General features: G+C 73.3%; 11 protein-coding genes. 4 read left to right on the top strand and 7 right to left on the bottom strand.

The genetic code is table 11. The features are described 5' to 3' along the window. Positions 1-107 precede the first annotated feature (107 nt). The 7 genes from OG294_RS20000 to OG294_RS19970 all read right to left on the bottom strand — a co-directional run bounded on the left by OG294_RS20000 (position 108) and on the right by OG294_RS19970 (position 11,378). Positions 108-476, bottom strand: coding sequence for a nuclear transport factor 2 family protein (locus tag OG294_RS20000; protein WP_327067879.1), 369 nt, complete (start codon positions 474-476; stop codon positions 108-110). A 153-nt stretch (positions 477-629) separates the two neighbouring features. Beyond that, positions 630-1,580, bottom strand: coding sequence for a diacylglycerol/lipid kinase family protein (locus tag OG294_RS19995; protein WP_327067878.1), 951 nt, complete (start codon positions 1,578-1,580; stop codon positions 630-632). 177 nt (positions 1,581-1,757) lie between these two features. Next, positions 1,758-2,519: a thioesterase II family protein gene (locus OG294_RS19990; RefSeq protein WP_327071599.1), complete on the bottom strand. Its 762-nt coding sequence runs from the start codon at positions 2,517-2,519 to the stop codon at positions 1,758-1,760. Positions 2,520-2,539: 20 nt separating this feature from the next. Next, positions 2,540-3,553 carry an LLM class flavin-dependent oxidoreductase gene (locus OG294_RS19985; protein ID WP_327067877.1) on the bottom strand — a complete coding sequence of 338 codons (1,014 nt, stop codon included), beginning with the start codon at positions 3,551-3,553 and terminating at the stop codon, positions 2,540-2,542. 49 nt (positions 3,554-3,602) lie between these two features. Further along, positions 3,603-5,189 (bottom strand): fatty acid--CoA ligase, encoded by a 1,587-nt coding sequence (locus OG294_RS19980; protein WP_442789180.1) that lies wholly within the window; start codon positions 5,187-5,189, stop codon positions 3,603-3,605. Positions 5,190-5,225: 36 nt separating this feature from the next. Continuing rightward, positions 5,226-10,973 carry an SDR family oxidoreductase gene (locus tag OG294_RS19975; protein ID WP_327067875.1) on the bottom strand — a complete coding sequence of 1,916 codons (5,748 nt, stop codon included), beginning with the start codon at positions 10,971-10,973 and terminating at the stop codon, positions 5,226-5,228. A 57-nt stretch (positions 10,974-11,030) separates the two neighbouring features. Beyond that, on the bottom strand, positions 11,031-11,378 hold the full coding sequence (locus OG294_RS19970; RefSeq protein ID WP_327067874.1) for an acyl carrier protein: 348 nt from the start codon (positions 11,376-11,378) through the stop codon (positions 11,031-11,033). A 265-nt stretch (positions 11,379-11,643) separates the two neighbouring features. Here OG294_RS19970 and OG294_RS19965 point away from each other — a divergent pair, with 265 nt between their 5' ends. Genes OG294_RS19965 through OG294_RS19950 form a run of 4 tightly spaced genes read left to right on the top strand, consistent with a single transcriptional unit; the run spans position 11,644 to position 16,316 of the window. Further along, on the top strand, positions 11,644-13,314 hold the full coding sequence (locus OG294_RS19965) for an aldehyde dehydrogenase family protein (RefSeq protein ID WP_327071598.1): 1,671 nt from the start codon (positions 11,644-11,646) through the stop codon (positions 13,312-13,314). A gap of 39 nt (positions 13,315-13,353) precedes the next feature. Beyond that, positions 13,354-14,490: an acyl-CoA dehydrogenase family protein gene (locus OG294_RS19960; RefSeq protein WP_327067873.1), complete on the top strand. Its 1,137-nt coding sequence runs from the start codon at positions 13,354-13,356 to the stop codon at positions 14,488-14,490. Between the two features lie 43 nt (positions 14,491-14,533). Continuing rightward, positions 14,534-15,847: an aspartate aminotransferase family protein gene (locus OG294_RS19955; protein WP_327067872.1), complete on the top strand. Its 1,314-nt coding sequence runs from the start codon at positions 14,534-14,536 to the stop codon at positions 15,845-15,847. Then, positions 15,834-16,316, top strand: coding sequence for a type II toxin-antitoxin system RatA family toxin (locus OG294_RS19950; protein WP_327067871.1), 483 nt, complete (start codon positions 15,834-15,836; stop codon positions 16,314-16,316). Before OG294_RS19955 ends, OG294_RS19950 begins: the two co-directional genes overlap by 14 nt. Positions 16,317-16,326: the final 10 nt, after the last annotated feature.

Raw genomic sequence — 16,326 nt, 5'->3', positions numbered from 1 at the left:
TTGTCCGGTACGGGTCTTGACAGCAGAGCGGGAGCTGCCGGGTACGGGGGTGGGACCCGGCAGCTCCACGCGGTGGCCGGGGCGCCCTCAGGCGGCGCCCCGACCGGTCAGGCGGCCGGCAGCTTGTCGAGGAAGCCGTAGACGCCGGTGATCCGGCCGTCCTCGTTGGTGACGGCGACGTCGAAGCCGATCGCGATCGGCTCGGCACCCGCCTCGGTCACCAGGCCCCACTGGAACCGGGCGATGTTGTGGTGGGTGTCGACGGTGCCGAGCAGCTCGAAGGAGAGGCCCTTGAACTGGTCGCGGGCGCCGGTGAGGACGGCCGCGATGCCCTCGTGGCCCGCCACGGCGGCCAGCGGGTCGATGTACGGGGCGTCCGCGGTGAAGAGCTCGGCGATGGCGGCTGCGCGGTTGTCGGCGTCCGCCTCGTTCCAGATGGCGAGGTAGCGGTTGACGGTCTCGACCAGGTCGCTCATGGTGTGTCCCTTCGGTACGGGGTTCGCATACGGGTAACGGGTGGCGCAACGGTGTGCCGCTGGTGCGGCGGCGCGGTGCGGATGGCTGCCGCACCGGGGTGACCGGCTGCCGCGGGTGCACGCTCGGGCGTGCCGACGGCGGTGCCGGAAGCTCTATTCGGCCGGTGCCCAGGCGGCCAGGGCACCGGGCATGACCTCGAAGGTCGCGCGGGAGCCGAGGTCCTCCTGGTACTCCCCGTCGTGTTCGAGGGGGAGCCGCTCACCGTCGGTGCGCTCGACGGTGATCCGCCGGCCGCGGGCGTAGACGGTGGCGGGGTGGGTCAGGTGGGCGGCCTGGAGGGTGAGGGCCGGCACCTCGGCGGCCGGCACGTCGCCGATGACGCAGACGTCGAGCAGGCCGTCGTCGAGCAGCGAGTGCGGCAGCACCAGGTACTGCCCGCCGCGGTAGCGGCCGCCGCCGACGTTGGCCAGCGTGGTCGGGCCCTCGTGCACCACCTTGCCGTCGACGGTGACCCGGCCCGGGTAGGGCCGGTAACCGCGCGCGGTCTCGGCGTAGGCCCGGGCGTAGCGGGCCCGGCCGCTCTCCGGCACGCTGCGGGCGGTGATCAGCGAGTCGGCGATCACGCCGGAACAGCCGCCGAGGTAGACCACCCGGTCGGTCTCGACGAGTCTGGCCAGGTCGAGGCGGCGCAGCCGGGAGCCGCCGCCCGGGCCGGAGTCGGCCAGCACCGACTTGAGGGTCTCGGCCCAGAAGCGGTCGCCCCACAGCATCCGGTAACCGGAGTTGCCGGTGCCGCCGGGGACGACGAACAGGGCCGCCCGGCTGCCGGCGGCCTCGACCAGCCCCTGCACCACCTCGCGCACGGTGCCGTCGCCGCCGATCGCGACGACGAGGTCCGGTGCGCCCTCGGTGCGCTCCAGGGCGCGGCGGACCGCGGTGGTCGCGTCACCGGGGCCGGTGGTGCTGTGGACCTCGGCGTGCCGCAGGTAGTCGGCGCAGAGTTCCTCGACCTCGTAGACCAGCTGCGGGTTGTGCGAGCCCGAGGCCGGGTTGGCGACGATGAGGGCCCGGGACGGGCCAGCCGCGTGGATGGGATCGGCCATCTCCGGGACTCCTCCTTCGGTCGATGGATCCAGTCGGTGCATCGGGTGGCGGGCCGGGGTTCCGGTGTGGCCGCCGCATCGCTTCTGTTCCGACTATGGCGAACGGTCCTGACGGCGGCCTGACGCGCGACTGACTGAGCGTCAGTTCATGCACGCGCCAGGCCCAGGGCCGCCGGCTCAGCGGGACGCCACCAGGCGCTGCAGCCGGTGCGCGAAGTGGCTGGTGACGGCCTGGGCGTGGCTGTCGATGTAGAAGTGGCCGCCGGCGTACTCGTTGTGGCCCAGGTAGCTGGGGGTGCGCTCGGCCCAGTGGCTCATGGCGTCCGGGCGCTCCTGCAGCGGGTCCGAACGGCCGCCGTAGGAGGCCAGCGGGCACTCGACCTTGGCGCCGTCGTCGACGTACTGGGCGGCCACCCGCAGGTCTGCCCGCAGTGCCGGCACGACCAGGGCGAGCATCTGCGGGTTGTCGTAGACCTCGGCGGGGAACGAGCCCAGCTTCTTGATCCACTCGACCATCTCGGCGTCGGGCATCCGGCTCTGCTCCTCGGTGGGCTGGAAGAAGCCCTCCGGCGACCAGCCCGACATGCCGATCATGATCGGCTTCGGGCCGCCCTCCTGCTCCAGCTTGATGGTCAGCCGGAACGCCAGCTGGGCGCCGAGGCAGTGGCCGAAGAAGGCGAACGGACGGTCGTCCAGGTCGTCGAGGACGGCGTCGTAGAGCGCGTCCAGCAGCGGGTCCCAGTCCTCGTAGCTCTCCTCGTAGCGCCGGTTGTGCCGGCCGGGCAGGGTCACCGCCTGCGGGGCGATGTCGGCGGGCAGCAGGGACTCCCAGTCGCGGTAGATGACCGCGCCGCTGCCGGCGTGCGGCAGCATGAACAGCCGCACGGAGGCCTCCGGCGAGGGTTCCACCGGATGGAACCAGTGGCCGGCCTTCGACATCTCCTGGCCCAGGACAACGGTCACGATGCACTCCCAACGGCGATGGTCGGTGCGCCGAGCGCGCGCACTGCGGGCAGCAGCACCTCGGCGATCTCCTGAAGGTGCGGTTGCGGGTCGTAGGACCCGATCCGGATCACGATGTGGCGGGCGCCGGCCCGCACGTAGCCGGCCAGCCACTCGGCGCAGCGCTCGGCGCTGCCCCAGCCGTAGGCCTGGATGGCGGCCATCTGTGCCAGCGAACGGCCGTAGTAGTGGCCGATGTAGTGCTCCAGCTCGGCCTTGGCCGCGGCCTCGTCGCGGTTGACGGTGATCGTGGCGTAGAGCGCGGGGGTCACCGCGTCCGGGGCGCGGCCGGCCTCGACGCTCAGCTCGGCGAGCCGCTCGCGGGCGCTCGCGTAGGCCTCGGTGGAGGGCAGGAACGGCAGCCAGCCGTCGTAGTCGCGGGCGACCCGGGCCAGCACCTTGGGCGTGTCGCTGCCGGCCAGCCAGAGCGGCGGGCCGCCGGGGGTGCTGGGTCGCGGCAGCCGGTCCAGGCCCTCGGCCTGCCAGTACCTGCCCTCGAAGGAGGTCGGCGCGCCGGGCTCGCCCGCGTGCCAGGCCCGCCGCCACAGCGCGGTGATCTCGTCCAGCCGGCCGACCCGGCCGGCGAAGGAGGCGCCGACCGAGGCGAACTCGGCCTCGGTCTCGGGCATCGGGAAGCCCGAGCCCAGGCCGAGCACCAGGCGGCGGGCGGCCACGTGGTCCAGGCTGGCGATCAGGTTGGCGCCGATCAGCGGGTGGCGCAGGGCGGGGGTCAGCGCGGCGGTGCCGACCGTGATCCGGCTGGTCACCGCCGCGGCGGCGGAGAGCACGACCAGCGGGTCCAGCCGGGGGCGGGCGGTGAGCGAGTCGCCCGCCCAGAGCGAGTCGAATCCGAGCGACTCGGCCTGCCGTGCGAAGTCGAGCAGCGGCGCGGCCGAGTAGCCGCCGCTGATGGCCTGCTCCCGGGTCGGCAGCAGGATGCCCAGCTGGGGTGGCCCGGCGGACGAGGACATGACGGTCTCCGATCGTGGAAGGGCTGAAGATGCGTCAGAAACATTGCCTTCAAACGGCTTTCTGCAGGCCCTCACGGACGGTGCGGCGCAGCACCTTGCCGGAGGGATTGCGCGGCAGCTCGTCGACGATGTGGTAGCCGGTGGGGATCTTGTAGTCGGCCAGCCGGCCGCGCAGCGACAGCATCAGCTCGCGCGCGGTGGCGGTGTGGCCGGGGCGCAGCACCACGCAGGCGTGCACGCTCTCGCCCCAGCGGGTGTCGGGCAGGCCCACCACGGCGGCGTCGGCCACCGCCGGGTGGTTGCCCAGCTCCATCTCCACCTCGACCGGGTAGATGTTCTGGCCGGCCACGATGATGGTGTCGTTCATCCGGTCGCACAGGTAGACGTACCCGGCCACGTCCAGGTAGCCGGCGTCGCCCATGTGCAGCCAGTCGCCCACCAGGGTCCGCGCCGTCGCCTCGGGCAGGTTCCAGTAGCCGAGCATCCGGGAGGGGGTGCGGATGCAGATCTGCCCGATCCGGCCGGGCGGCAGCTCCTCGCCGTCCGGGCCGATCACCTTGACCTCGTTGCCCGGGCAGGGCCGGCCCACCGAGCGCAGCCGCCCGACGCCCGGGCGGTGGTCCTCGGGCGGCAGGCAGACCGCCACGCTGCCGGTCTCGGTGCTGGCGTAGATCTGGGTGAACTCGCAGCCGAAGGCCGCCAGGCACTCCTGCAGCAGCAGCTCCGACATCGGCGCCGCGCCGTAGGCGATCTTGCGCAGCGAGGCGAAGGAGACCGGCCCCGCCTCCCGTTCGGCCATCAGCATCTGCAGCATGGCCGGGGCGGCGAAGGTGATGGTGACCCGCTGCTCGCGGATCAGCCGCACCGCCTCCTGCGGGATGAACTGCGGCATCACCACGTTGACCGCACCGGCGTTGAAGCCGTGCATGAACCAGCCGATGCCGGCGATGCCGAAGCCGGGCAGCGAGATCAGGCTGACGTCCTCGGCCCGCCAGTCGATCCAGTCCACGCCGTGCTCGCGCATCGCCGCCGGCAGGGTGAAGAAGCTGCGGTGGGCGAGCACCGCACCCTTGGGCAGGCCGGTGGTGCCGCTGGTGTAGATCTGCACCACCGCGTCCTCGGGACCGGTGCCCGGGTCGAGGTCGGTGTCGGGCGCTGCGGCGTACCAGGCGCGCAGGCCCGCGCCGCGGTCCGCCGCGCCCCCGGGGCCGGTGCCGTCCAGCACCACCACGGTCCGCAGGCCGGGCAGCTGGGGGCGGACCGACTCCAGGGCGGCGGCGAACTCGGCGTCCACGTAGGCCAGGACGGCGCCGGAGTCGCGCACGATGTGCTCCACCTCGGGAGCGGTCAGGCGCCAGTTGACCGGCACCGTCACCGCCCCCGCCTTGGCGCCCGCCAGCAGCGCCAGGTAGTAGTACTCCGACTCGCGGCCCAGGTAGGCCACCCGGTCGCCGCGCCGCACCCCCGCCGCGAGCAGGGCGTGGGCGGCCCGGTTGCTCTCCCGGTGCAGCTGCCCGTAGCTGGTGGTCCGGTCCTCGCAGACGATCGCGGCTCGCTCGGGCCGGGCATCGGCGTGCCCGCGCGAGGTGTGGACCAGCGTCCACGTCTGGGTGTCTTCCACTGTCTGTCTCCGCATGTGTCGAAGGTGTCGGCCGCGGCGCTGGCGGACTGCTCAGGCGGCGGCCGGGGCGAGCTGCTCCTCCAGGAAGGCGCTGAGCTGACGCACCGTGGGGTGGTCGTACGTCAGGGAGGCGGGCAGCGGCAGCCGGAAGGCGCTCTCCAGGCCGGTCTTGACGGTCTGGGCCATCAGCGAGTCCAGCCCGAGCGAGAGGAACTCGGCGTTCGGCGAGAGCTCGTCGCCCTCCTCCAGGTGCAGCACGTCGGCGACCTTCTCCCGCACCAACTGGTCGATCAGGGCCAGTCGTTCGGGCTTGGGCAGGGCAGCCAGCGCCTGCGGCTCGAAGCTGCCGTCCGCCGCCTGGTCCTGGCGGGCCAGGCGGTCGTAGAGGGCGTCCTCCACGCCGCCGACCACATAGCGGTCCCAGTCGAACTCGCCGACCAGCCGCTGGGTGCGCGGCCCGTCCCAGAGCCGGGCCAGGGTGGCCAGCGCCCGGGTGGGGGAGAAGAACCGGACGCCGCTGCGCTCGATCTCCGCGATCAGGTGCTCCTCCAGCCGGGCGGACATGCCGACCCGCGCCCAGGCCGCCCAGTTGACGGACAGACCGGGCAGGCCCTGCCGCACCCGCCACTCGGCGAGGCTGTCGAGCGCGGCGCCGGCGGCGGCGTAGTGGCCCTGGGTGGCGCCGCCGAGCACGGCGGCGATGGAGGAGTACGAGGTGAAGAACGCGAGCTCCGGGAAGGACGCCGCGGCCTCGTGCAGCAGCCAGCCGCCGTAGGCCTTGGCCGCCAGCTGCTCCTCGAACGCCTCCCAGGTCAGGTCGGCGATCAGGGTCTTGTCGAAGGAACCGGCCGCGTGCACGATGCCGCCCAGCGGGTGCGCCGCGGTGCGCAGCAGGGCGGTCAGCCGCTCGACGTCCTCGCGGCGGCTCACGTCGGCCCGCACCACCTCGACCTCGGCCCGCTCGGCGAGCGCGGCCAGCACCGCGGCGGCCTCCTCGGTGGGCCGGCCGCTGCGGCTGACCAGGGTCAGCTGCCGGGCGCCGAGGTCGACCAGCTTCGCGGCGGTGACCAGGCCGAGGCCGCCGAGGCCACCGGTCACCAGGTAGTTGCGGTCGGGGCGGACGGTGACGGCGGCGCCGTCCGCGGGCGCGGGGCGCAGGCCGGTGAGGTCCACCCAGGCCGTCGTGCCGCGCGCCGCGGTGCGCAGCGCCTCGCCGGTCTCCTCGGGCAGGTAGGTCTCGGCCCCGGCCGGCAGGGCGGCGGGCTCGACGGCGGCGCAGGGCACGAGCAGGGTGCTGCGGAAGGCGCCGTCCCAGCGCACCAGGACCTCGGTGCCCGGGGCGTGGTCCGCCTGCGGGCCCGCGGCCCGCACGATGCCGCGGGCGAGCGAGCCGAGCACCGGTCCGCGCTCGCCGCTCTCGGCCCGCGCGGTGTCCAGCGCCACCGCGGCGTCCTCGGCCGTCAGGGCGACGGCGGTGACCTCGACCCGCAGCTGGTCGCCGCTTGGGGCGTCCACGTCGGCGTGTTCGAGCGCCAGGTCGGACAGGTCCCCGGTGGCCGGGGCGCGCAGCTCGACCTCGCCCGAGGCGGGGGCGGCGGTGTCGCCGGCGACCAGTCGGCGCACGTAGCGGCGGCCGGCGCGCAGCGCCACCTGGTGCTCGCCGGCGGGCTGCGCGGCCAGCTCGGCGGCCAGCGGCGCGAGCGGGCCGGCCGGGTCCGACCCGGTCTGCGGTGCGGGGTCCAGGGCGGCGTCCAGCGCGGGGTCCAGGTCCACCAGCGTCACCCGGTACTGCGGGTACTCGCTGAGCAGCACCCGGCCGAAGCCCCACAGGGTGGCGGCGGCCAGGTGTCCGCCGGTGCCCTGCGGATCGCCCGGCAGCAGCGTGGCGCCCTCGGTGACCAGCCACAGCCGCGGTGGGCGGCGGGCCGCGGCGCCGGCCAACGCGGCGGGCAGCGCGAGCAGGTCGCGGTAGTTGGCCTCGCACTCGGCGCGCAGCCGCTCCAGCGAGGGGACGCTGTCGTGCTGCGGGCGCCAGACCCAGCAGACGTCGGTGACGGCGGGTTCGCGCAGCGCCTCGGCCAGGCCGGCCGTATCCGCGCACCGGGTCACCGTGACCTCCGCTCCGGCGGCGGCCCGGAAGCCGTCGAGCGCCCGGGAGGCGTGCGCGCGCTCACGGTCGAGCAGCACGACGTGCCGGGCGGTGGGGCCGGCGGCGGGCGGCAGGGCCCGGCGCAGCCAGAGCGGCCGGTGCAGGAAGCTGCGTGCTCCGGCGCGGCCCTCGGGACGCTCCAGCTCGACCCCGCGCAGCTCGGCGACCGGCCGCCCGTCCTCCAGCAGCAGCAGGTCCGCGCGGTGGCGGCCCGCCTCGGTGGTGACCCGGGAGAGGACCAGCAGCTCGCCGCCGCGCGGCTTGCGGTGCAGGGTCAGGCCGCCGATCGCGCGCGGCTGGAGCACCGGGCCCTCGGGGTGCAGGACGACGCCGGAGAGCAGGGCGGCGTGCAGCAGTTCGGCGGGCAGCTGCTCGACGGCGGTGCTGTCCTTGCCGCGCACCCGCGCGCTGAGCAGGCCGTCCTCGTGCCGGGTGACCTCCAGCAGCCGGCGGATCCGCGGGCCGTGCGGGTGGCCGACCGAGGCGAGGTCGGTGTGCAGGTCCTCCTCGTCGATCCGCAGCACGGCGGCGCCCAGCTCGTCCGGCGCCGGCCAGGCGGTGGCGGTGGGGGCGTCGGGGGCGATCCGGGCGGTGGCGTGGACGCGGTCCGCGCCGTCGACGACGGTGACCACCTCGACCTCGGCGCTGCCGTCCGGGCGGCGCCGCAGCCGGGTGCGCACGGTGACGGGGTTCTCGGCCTCCAGCACCAGCGGTGCGTGCAGCCGCAACTCCTCGACGGCGCCGCGGGTGTGGCCCTCCACGGCGTCCTGGAGCGCGAGCAGCAGGTCGAGGTGGGCGGCGGCGGGCAGGGCCAGGCCGCCGTCCTCGGTGGCCAGGTCGGCGAGCGCGCCGAGGTCGTCGAGGACCAGGTCGGCGGCGAACTCCACGGTGCCGTCCTGCTGTTGCTGGTCCACCCGGGTGCCGAGCAGCGGGTGGTGGGCGGCGGCGCCGGTGGCGGCGGCGCGGCGCGGGCCGGGGGAGGGCAGCCAGTAGCGCTTGCGCTGGAAGGCGTAGGTGGGCAGCGGGATCCGGGCGGGGGCCACGGTCCCCTCGTGCAGCCGGTCGAAGGAGAGCGGCAGGCCGGCGGTGTAGTAGGCGCACAGCGCGTCCAGCAGGGCGGTGCCCTCCTTGTCGCGCCGCCGCAGGCTGGGCAGCCACAGGTGCTCGGCCGCATCGAGGCAGCGCTGGGCGAGGGCGGTGAGCGCCGCCGAGGGGCCGATCTCGATCATCGCGTGGCGACCGCGCTTGGCCACCGCCCGGATGCCCGCCAGGAAGCGCACCGGCTCGCCGATGTGCCGCACCCAGTACTCCGGGGTGCCGATCTCGGCGAACCGCGCGGGGCGGCCGGTGAGGTTGGAGACCACGGTGATGGTCGGCTCGTGGAAGGTGATGTCCTTCAGGGCGGTGCGGAAGTCCTCGTAGACCTCCGTCATCAGCGGTGAGTGGAAGGCGTGCGAGACGGCCAGCCGGTCGGTCCGCACGCTGCGCTCGCGCAGCACCTCGGCGACCTGCTCCAGCGGCGCCACGGCGCCCGATATGACGCACTGCTCGGGCGAGTTGACGGCTGCCATGGCCAGGTCGGGGTGGTCGGCCAGCAGCGGTTCGACCTGCTCGGCCGGCGCGCTGACGGCCAGCATGCCGCCCGCGGCGGTGACCGCCTGCATCAGCCGGGCGCGGGCGGCGACCAGGGCCACCGCGTCGGGCAGGTCGAGCACGCCGGAGACCGCGGCGGCGACCACCTCGCCGATGCTGTGGCCGATCAGCACGCTGGGCTTGGCGCCCCAGTCGATCCAGAGCTGCGCGAGGGCGTACTCCAGGGTGAACAGGGCCGGCTGGGTCAGCTCGGTGCGGTTCAGCGCCTCCGGGTCGGGGGCGGTGCCGAGCAGCAACTCGCGGACCGAGCGGCCCAGATGGGGCTGGAACAGCTCGTCGCAGCGGTCGACCAGCTCGCGGAAGAGCGCGTGGCGCCGGTAGAGCGCGGCGCCCATGCCCGGGTACTGCGAGCCCTGGCCGCTGAACAGGAAGGCGATCTTGCGCAGGCCGGCCGGCCCCTCGTGCTCGGCCTGCTGGGTGCGCTCCAGCAGCTTGTCCAGGGCGGCGTGGTCGGCGACCAGTCCGGCCACCCGGTAGGGGAAGTGGGTGCGGTCGGTGTGGCCGGTGCGGCAGAGCGCTTCGAGCGGCACGTCGGGGCGCTCGGCGAGCAGCAGCCGGTAGGCGGCGGCCTGGTCGCGCAGTGCGGCGGCGCTCTTGGCGGAGAGGGTGAAGAAGTTCGCGGCGGGCGACTGCGCCTGCCCGGCGGCGCCCTGCTCGTCCGCGGCCGGCTGCGGGGCCTGCTCCAGGACGACGGCGCCGATCGTGCCGGCGAAGCCGAAGCTGTTGACGACGGCGCGCCGCACCGGGGCCTGCCACGGCTCGCACGCGGTGGGCACCCGGATCGGGTAGAGGTCCCAGGGGATGCGGCCGGAGGGGGTGGTCAGGTTGAGGTGCGGGAAGATCGTCGCCGAGCGGATCTGCAGCAGCGCCTTGATGACGCCGACCAGGCCGGAGGCGGGCTCCATGTGGCCCAGGTTGGTCTTCACCGAGCCGACCAGCAGCGGGGCGGCGCTGGTGTGCGAGTCGGCGAAGGCGTCGCCGATGGCGCCGAACTCGATCGGGTCGCCCAGCGGCGTGCCGGTGCCGTGCGCCTCCACGTACTGGATGTCGGCCGGCTCCAGGTGGGCGGCGGCCAGCGCGGCGCGGATCACCTTCTCCTGGGCCGGGCCGTTGGGGACGGTCAGGCCGGCGCTGTCGCCGTCCTGGCCGACCGCGGTGCCGCGGACCACGGCGTGGATCCGGTTGCCGTCCCGCAGCGCGTCCGACAGCCGCTTGAGGACCAGCACCCCGCAGCCCTCGGCGCGCGCGTAGCCGTCGGCGGACTCGTCGAAGGTCTTGCAACGGCCGTCGGGCGAAAGCATGTTGGCGTTGGAGAACATCACCGGGATGCGCGGGTGGTGCACGGCGTTCACGCCGCCGCACAGCGCGATCTCGCACTCGCCGGCGCGCAGGCCCTGGGCGGCCAGGTGCAGCGCCACCAGCGAGGAGGAGCAGGCGGTGTCGATGCTCATGCTCGGGCCGCGCCAGCCCAGGAAGTACGAGATCCGGCCGGAGAGCGGGAACATGGTGATGCCCGAGGCGAGGTGGCCGTCCAGCTCGGTGTACGGCAGCGAGTCCAGCTCGAGGGCGTAGTCGATCGAGCTGGCGCCGACGTACACGCCGCCGTCGCCGCGGCGCAGCGGGGTCGGGTCGATGCCCGCGTGCTCCAGCGCCTGCCAGGCCGTCTCCAGCAGCATCCGCTGCTGGGGGTCCATGTACTGGGCCTCCTTCGGCGAGATGTTGAAGAAGGCGGCGTCGAAGCGGTCGACGTGGTCCAGGAACCCGCCGCCGGTGGTGTGGATCTTGCCCTTGTCCTCCGGGCTCTGCGGCGTGAACGCCGGGACGTCCCAACGGTCCTGCGGCAGCGGGCCGATGCCGGAACGCCCCTCCCGCAGGAAAGCCTCGAACTCGTCGAGCGAGTTGCTGCCACCCGGGAAGCGCAGACCGACACCGACGATGGCGATCGGTTCCGGCGGCTGCGGGTGCGTCACATCGGTCTTCGCTGCCACAGGCGGCATGCCTGGTCCTACCTTTCGGATGGGGGTTCGGTGCTCGGCGGCAGGTGCCGGTCGGTCTCAGCCGGCGAGCGCGTCGGTGAGGTGCTCGACCAGGCGCTCGACCGTGGGCTCGTTGAAGAGCACGTTCGCGTTGATCGCGAGGCCGAGCCGGGTCTCCAGGCGCTCGCGGATCTCGCTCAGCCGCAGCGAGGTGAGGCCGAGGTCGAAATAGCTCGTCTCCTGCGGAAGGTCCTCGTGCTCGGACATCAGCAGGTATTCCCGGAACATCTGCTGGACGACGGTCTCGACTTCCTCGCGTATTTCCAGCGGGGACAGCCCGCGCAGGTCGAGCGGCGCCGAGTTCTCGGTTTTCATGGCAGAGCCCCAATCCAGGGACAGCGAATGGCGGACCGGTGTGCGGATCATCCAAGCCGTCGGTGCTGACGCGGGACTGAGGTATCGCTGACGCGTTCGATTTCCGTACGTCAGAGGCATGTTGGGGCTGCTCGCCGGGCAGTCGGCGCGGTCGGCGCGGGTGGCGCAGGATCAGCAGGGCGTCAGCAACGAGTCAGATCCGATTGCGACCATCAAATCGCCCGAAAGCATGTTCTCCGGATCTGCAGCAGGCACCCGCGCCCAGGTTCCACCGTGCGACGGAACTATTCCGGAACCCCACTCGGAAAGGCTGATGATGCTTCGCGGAACTGTACAGGAGGGAAACGCCGAGGCGTACTCCCGATCAACCGGGACGGCCGGCCGGGCCGAATCCGTCAAGCAACTGAAGAGTTATGACCTCCTCATCGGGGGCAAGGACGTCCCGGGCGACGGCTGGGTCTACACCGTCAGCGGCAAGTCCCTGCTGGAGGACGTGTTCACCAGCGTGAGCCTCAAGCGCACCCTGGAGCAGGACCCGGAGTCCGAGGTCGCCCTCCACCCCTACGTGGTGGGGCGCTGCGCCGTCGCGAACGACGCCGCCATCGACTGGGCCACCCAGGCGGCGGCCGCCGCGGCGCCGCGCTGGGCCGCGGTCCCGCTGGAGCACCGGATGAAGCTCGGCACCCGGTTCCGCGAGGAACTCATCGCCCGCCAGGACGAGTTCCTGGAGATGCTGGTCGCCGAGTCGCACCCGGTGAAGCTGGCCCGCTGGGAGCTCAGCTGCCTGCTGCAGATCTACGCCCCCGGCAGCCTGCGCTGGTACACCAAGCAGATGCGGGTCGAGAAGGACTACGGCGACCGCAAGCTGATCCTGCACCGACAGCCCGACGGCGTGGTCGGCTTCAACCCGCCGCAGAACGCGCCGCTGCCCAGCGCCGCCCTCTCCGTCCTCGCGATGATGGCCGGCAACGCGGTCGTGGTGCGCGCCCCGCGCAGCATCGCCCTGAGCACCATGTGGCTGCTGCGCGACGTGGTCGCCCCGCTGCTGGAGGAGCTCGACGCGCCGCCCGGCGTGCTCAACGCGATCTGCTCCAACCCCAAGCAGACGCTGGACCGTTGGGTCGCCGACCCGCTGATGGACGACATCTTCTACATCGGCGGCAGCCAGGAGGGCCTGAAGTTCGAGCAGGACTGCGTGGCCAACGGCACCAAGCCGATCCTGGAGCTGGCCGGCAACGACGGCATCGTGGTGTGGTCCGACGCCGACGTGAAGTACGCGGCCGAGGCCATCACCGAGTCCTTCTACGGCTCGGGCCAGATCTGCATGGTGCCGAACTACGTGCTGGTCCACCCGGCGGTGGCCGACGCGCTGATCGCCGAGGTCTGCGAGCAGGTCAAGAGCGTCAAGCCGGGCCTGCCCGAGGAGGAGGACGTGCTGCTCTCCCCGGTGCGCCGCAGCGAACGCTTCTTCCGCCTGCTGCGCCAGGCGCTGGGCAACGGCGCCGAACTGCTGTGCGGCGGCAACCGGATGGAGGTGGACGGCACGGTCTCCGACACCGGCGTCTTCCTGCAGCCGACCGTGGTGAAGGTCTCCGGCCTCAAGGACGCCCGCAGCTTCGACGTGGTGCGCGAGGAGACCTTCTTCCCGCTCATCCCGATCATCGTGCCGGAGGCAGACGGCGACGACGCGCTGCTGGAGGCCTTCCTCGGCTTCGTCAACAGCAACGACTACGGCCTGCGCAACTCGCTCTGGGCGGGCTCGGACGAGGTGATCGACACCTTCGTGCGCCGGGTGGTCAACGGCGGCCTGCTGAAGGTCAACGACTCGCACATCGGGTTCCTGCCCTACCTCCCGAGCCACGGCGGCACCGGGCGCACCGGTGGCGCCTTCGGCGAGGCCAACTACCCCATGCTCAAGACCTCGCACGTCCAGGGCGTCAGCATCGCGCGCGGCGTGAGCCCGTACCGGGCGGTCTTCGGCGGCTGAGCGCGGTCGTCCCGTCCACCATCGATCGGAGGTAATCCGTTGCGTTCCCTCGACGCCGCCCGGGCCGTCTGTGAGCGGTACCACCCGGGCCTGCTCAAGGAGTTGGAGAGCATCCCGTTCGCCGAGCGGGAGAAGCCCGGCAGCCCGGTGATCGACCTGTTCCGGGTCTACGGCGGAGTGGGCCTGCTGGTGCCCGCCGAGTACGGCGGCCACGGCGCCGACCCGCTGGACGCGCTGCTGGTCCAGCAGGCGCTGGGCGCGATCTCGCCCTCGCTGGCCGCCGCGGTGACCATGCACCACTTCACCGTCGCCATGCTCTACTCGCTGGCCGGCCGCTCCGAGCGGCTCACCGACGCCCAGCTGAACCTGCTGCGCCGGGTCGTCCAGGACCAGCAGCTGCTGGCCTCGGGCTGGGCCGAGGGCCGGACCCAGCAGAACATCCTCACCCCGGCGGTCACCGCGCGGCCGGTGCGGGGCGGCTACCTGCTCTCGGGCTCGAAGAAGCCGTGCAGCCTGTCGGCGTCGATGAACCTGCTGACCGCCAGCATCGCGGTCTACAACGACGAGGGCCCCGCCGAGCTGGCGCTGGCCCTGGTGCCCGCCACGGCGCCGGGCCTGAGCGTGCACCGCTTCTGGGGCAACGAGCTGCTGGCCGGTGCCGAGAGCGACGAGGTGCGGCTCGCGGACGTGTACGTCCCCGAGGACATGGTGGTGCGGGCCGGCGCCGACGACCCGCGCCGGCTGGACGACCTGCAGACGGCCGGCTTCGTCTGGTTCGAGACGCTGATCAGCGCCGGCTACGCCGGTGCCGCCGCCGCCCTGGTCGAGCAGGTGATCCACCGCGAGCGCGGCGGCGCGCTGGAGCGGACCGACCTCGCCATCGAGCTGGAGGCGGTCCTGACGCTGCTGGAGAGCGCCGCCCGCGGCATCGGCCCGTTCCCCGACGACGACGCGGTGGCCCGCAGCCTGGTCGCCCGGTACTCGGTGCAGCGGATGCTGCCGCGGATCGCCGCGCGGGCCCTGGAGCTGCTGGGCGGGCTGGACTTCATCCGCTCGAACGACCACACCGCGGCCGCGGCGGCGGTCCAGGCGCTCGCCTTCCACCCGCCGGCCCGGGCCGCCGCCAGCGATCCGCTGCTGCGCTACTTCCGGGGCGAGGCCCTGGTGCTGGCCTGAGCCGACCCCGCACACCCCCACGCTTCCTTGGAGTGAGTACCTCGTGACCGTACTGCAGGAGACCGCCCCGGCCGCCGCCCCGGCCGATACCGAAGAGAAGATCCTGGGGCTCTACCGGGCCCATCTGAGCAAGGGCCGCGCCACCCTCGCCGAGCTCTTCGGCAGCCACATGGAGACGGCGTCCGAGGGCGCCTGGCTCACCACCAGCGACGGCGAGCGCTTCCTGAACGCCGGCGGCTACGGCGTGTTCATCATGGGCGCCCGCCACCCGATCGTGATGGAGGAGGTGGAGCGCCAGCTGCGCACCCACCCCACCGCCACCCGCATCCTGCTGGAGCCCACCGTGGCGCGGGCGGCCGAGGCGCTGGTCTCGGTCATGCCGCCGGGGCTGGACCGGGTGCACTTCGCGCTCTCCGGCGCCGAGGCGGTGGAGACCGGCCTCAAGCTGGCCCGGGCGGGCGGGTTCCGCCGCACCGTCTCGATGAAGGGCGGCTACCACGGCAAGACCATGGGCGCGCTGTCGGCCACCGCCAAGGAGGTCTACCAGGCCCCGTTCCGCCCGCTGGTGCCGGACTTCCTCCACCTGCCGTTCGGGGACGCCGACGCGCTGGAGGCCGAGCTGGCCGCCCACCCCGGCGAGGTCTGCGTGATCCTGGAGCCGGTCCAGGGCGAGGGCGGGGTCATCATCCCGCCGGCCGGCTACCTGAAGAAGGTGGAGGAACTGGTCCGCCAGTACGGCGGGTTCCTGATCCTGGACGAGGTGCAGACCGGCTTCGGCCGGCTCGGCACCTGGTGGGGCGCCGACGCCGAGGGCGTGGTCCCGGACGTGCTGCTGACCGGCAAGGCGCTGGGCGGCGGGGTGCTGCCGGTCTCGGCCGCGGTCGCCACCCGCAAGGCCTTCAAGCCCTTCGACAAGGACCCCTACGTCCACACCGCCACCTTCTCCGGCCAGCCGGTGCTGATGGCGGCCGTGCAGGGCGCCATCCGCGCCATGCACGAGGAGGACCTGGTCGCCAGGTCGGCCCGCCTGGGCGCCGAACTGCTGCCGCGGATCGCCGAGATCGCCCACCGCAACATCCCCGACCTGGTGGTGGACGTGCGCGGCCAGGGCACCCTGATCGGCCTGGAGCTGATCGAGGCGGGCCTGGCCGGCGAACTGCTGATCGAGCTGTTCAACCACGGCGTGGTGGCCAACCACTCCATGAACGGCAGCTCGGTGGTGCGGTTCACGCCGCCCGCCGTGCTCAGCGCCACCGACGTGGCGTTCCTGCTCAACTCCTTCGATCTGGCCACCCGCGACCTGGTCCGGGGCGCGGCCACTATGCCGGAAGGCGGTACCAAAAGTGCGGCACGTTGAACTGATCGCCCTTGTCCCCGGGCAGGAGGCCGCGGCGGTGCTGGACGCCGTGCGCCGCTGGGAGCGGTACCCGGAGCTCGCCCCGCACGTGAAGGCGACCGAGGTGCACGCGACGCTGCCGGCGCCGGTCGGCTCCTCCAGCTGGGAACTGCACTTCCGCAGCGGCCTGTTGCGCTGGACCGAGGACGACGTCTTCGACCTGGCGGGCAACCGGATCAGCTTCGAGCAGACCGACGGCGACTTCGACAGCTTCACCGGTGCCTGGACGCTGGCCCAGGAGGGCGACGACGTCCGGGTGACCTTCGAGGCGGACTTCGACTTCGGCATCCCGAGCCTGGAGGGCATCCTCGACCCGATCGCCGAGCGGGTCATCAAGGAGACCGTGGCCTGGGCGCTGACCGGGCTCTACCCGGACACCGAGGTGGTCGGGGGCATCGAACTGACCACTCCCGCCGCTGCCGCCGTGTAGCCGGTCGCCC

Source organism: Kitasatospora sp. NBC_01302, assembly GCF_035976515.1.
Lineage (GTDB): Bacteria > Actinomycetota > Actinomycetes > Streptomycetales > Streptomycetaceae > Kitasatospora.
Note: the sequence above shows the minus strand (reverse complement) of the source record. Positions and strands in the feature narration are given on the sequence as shown.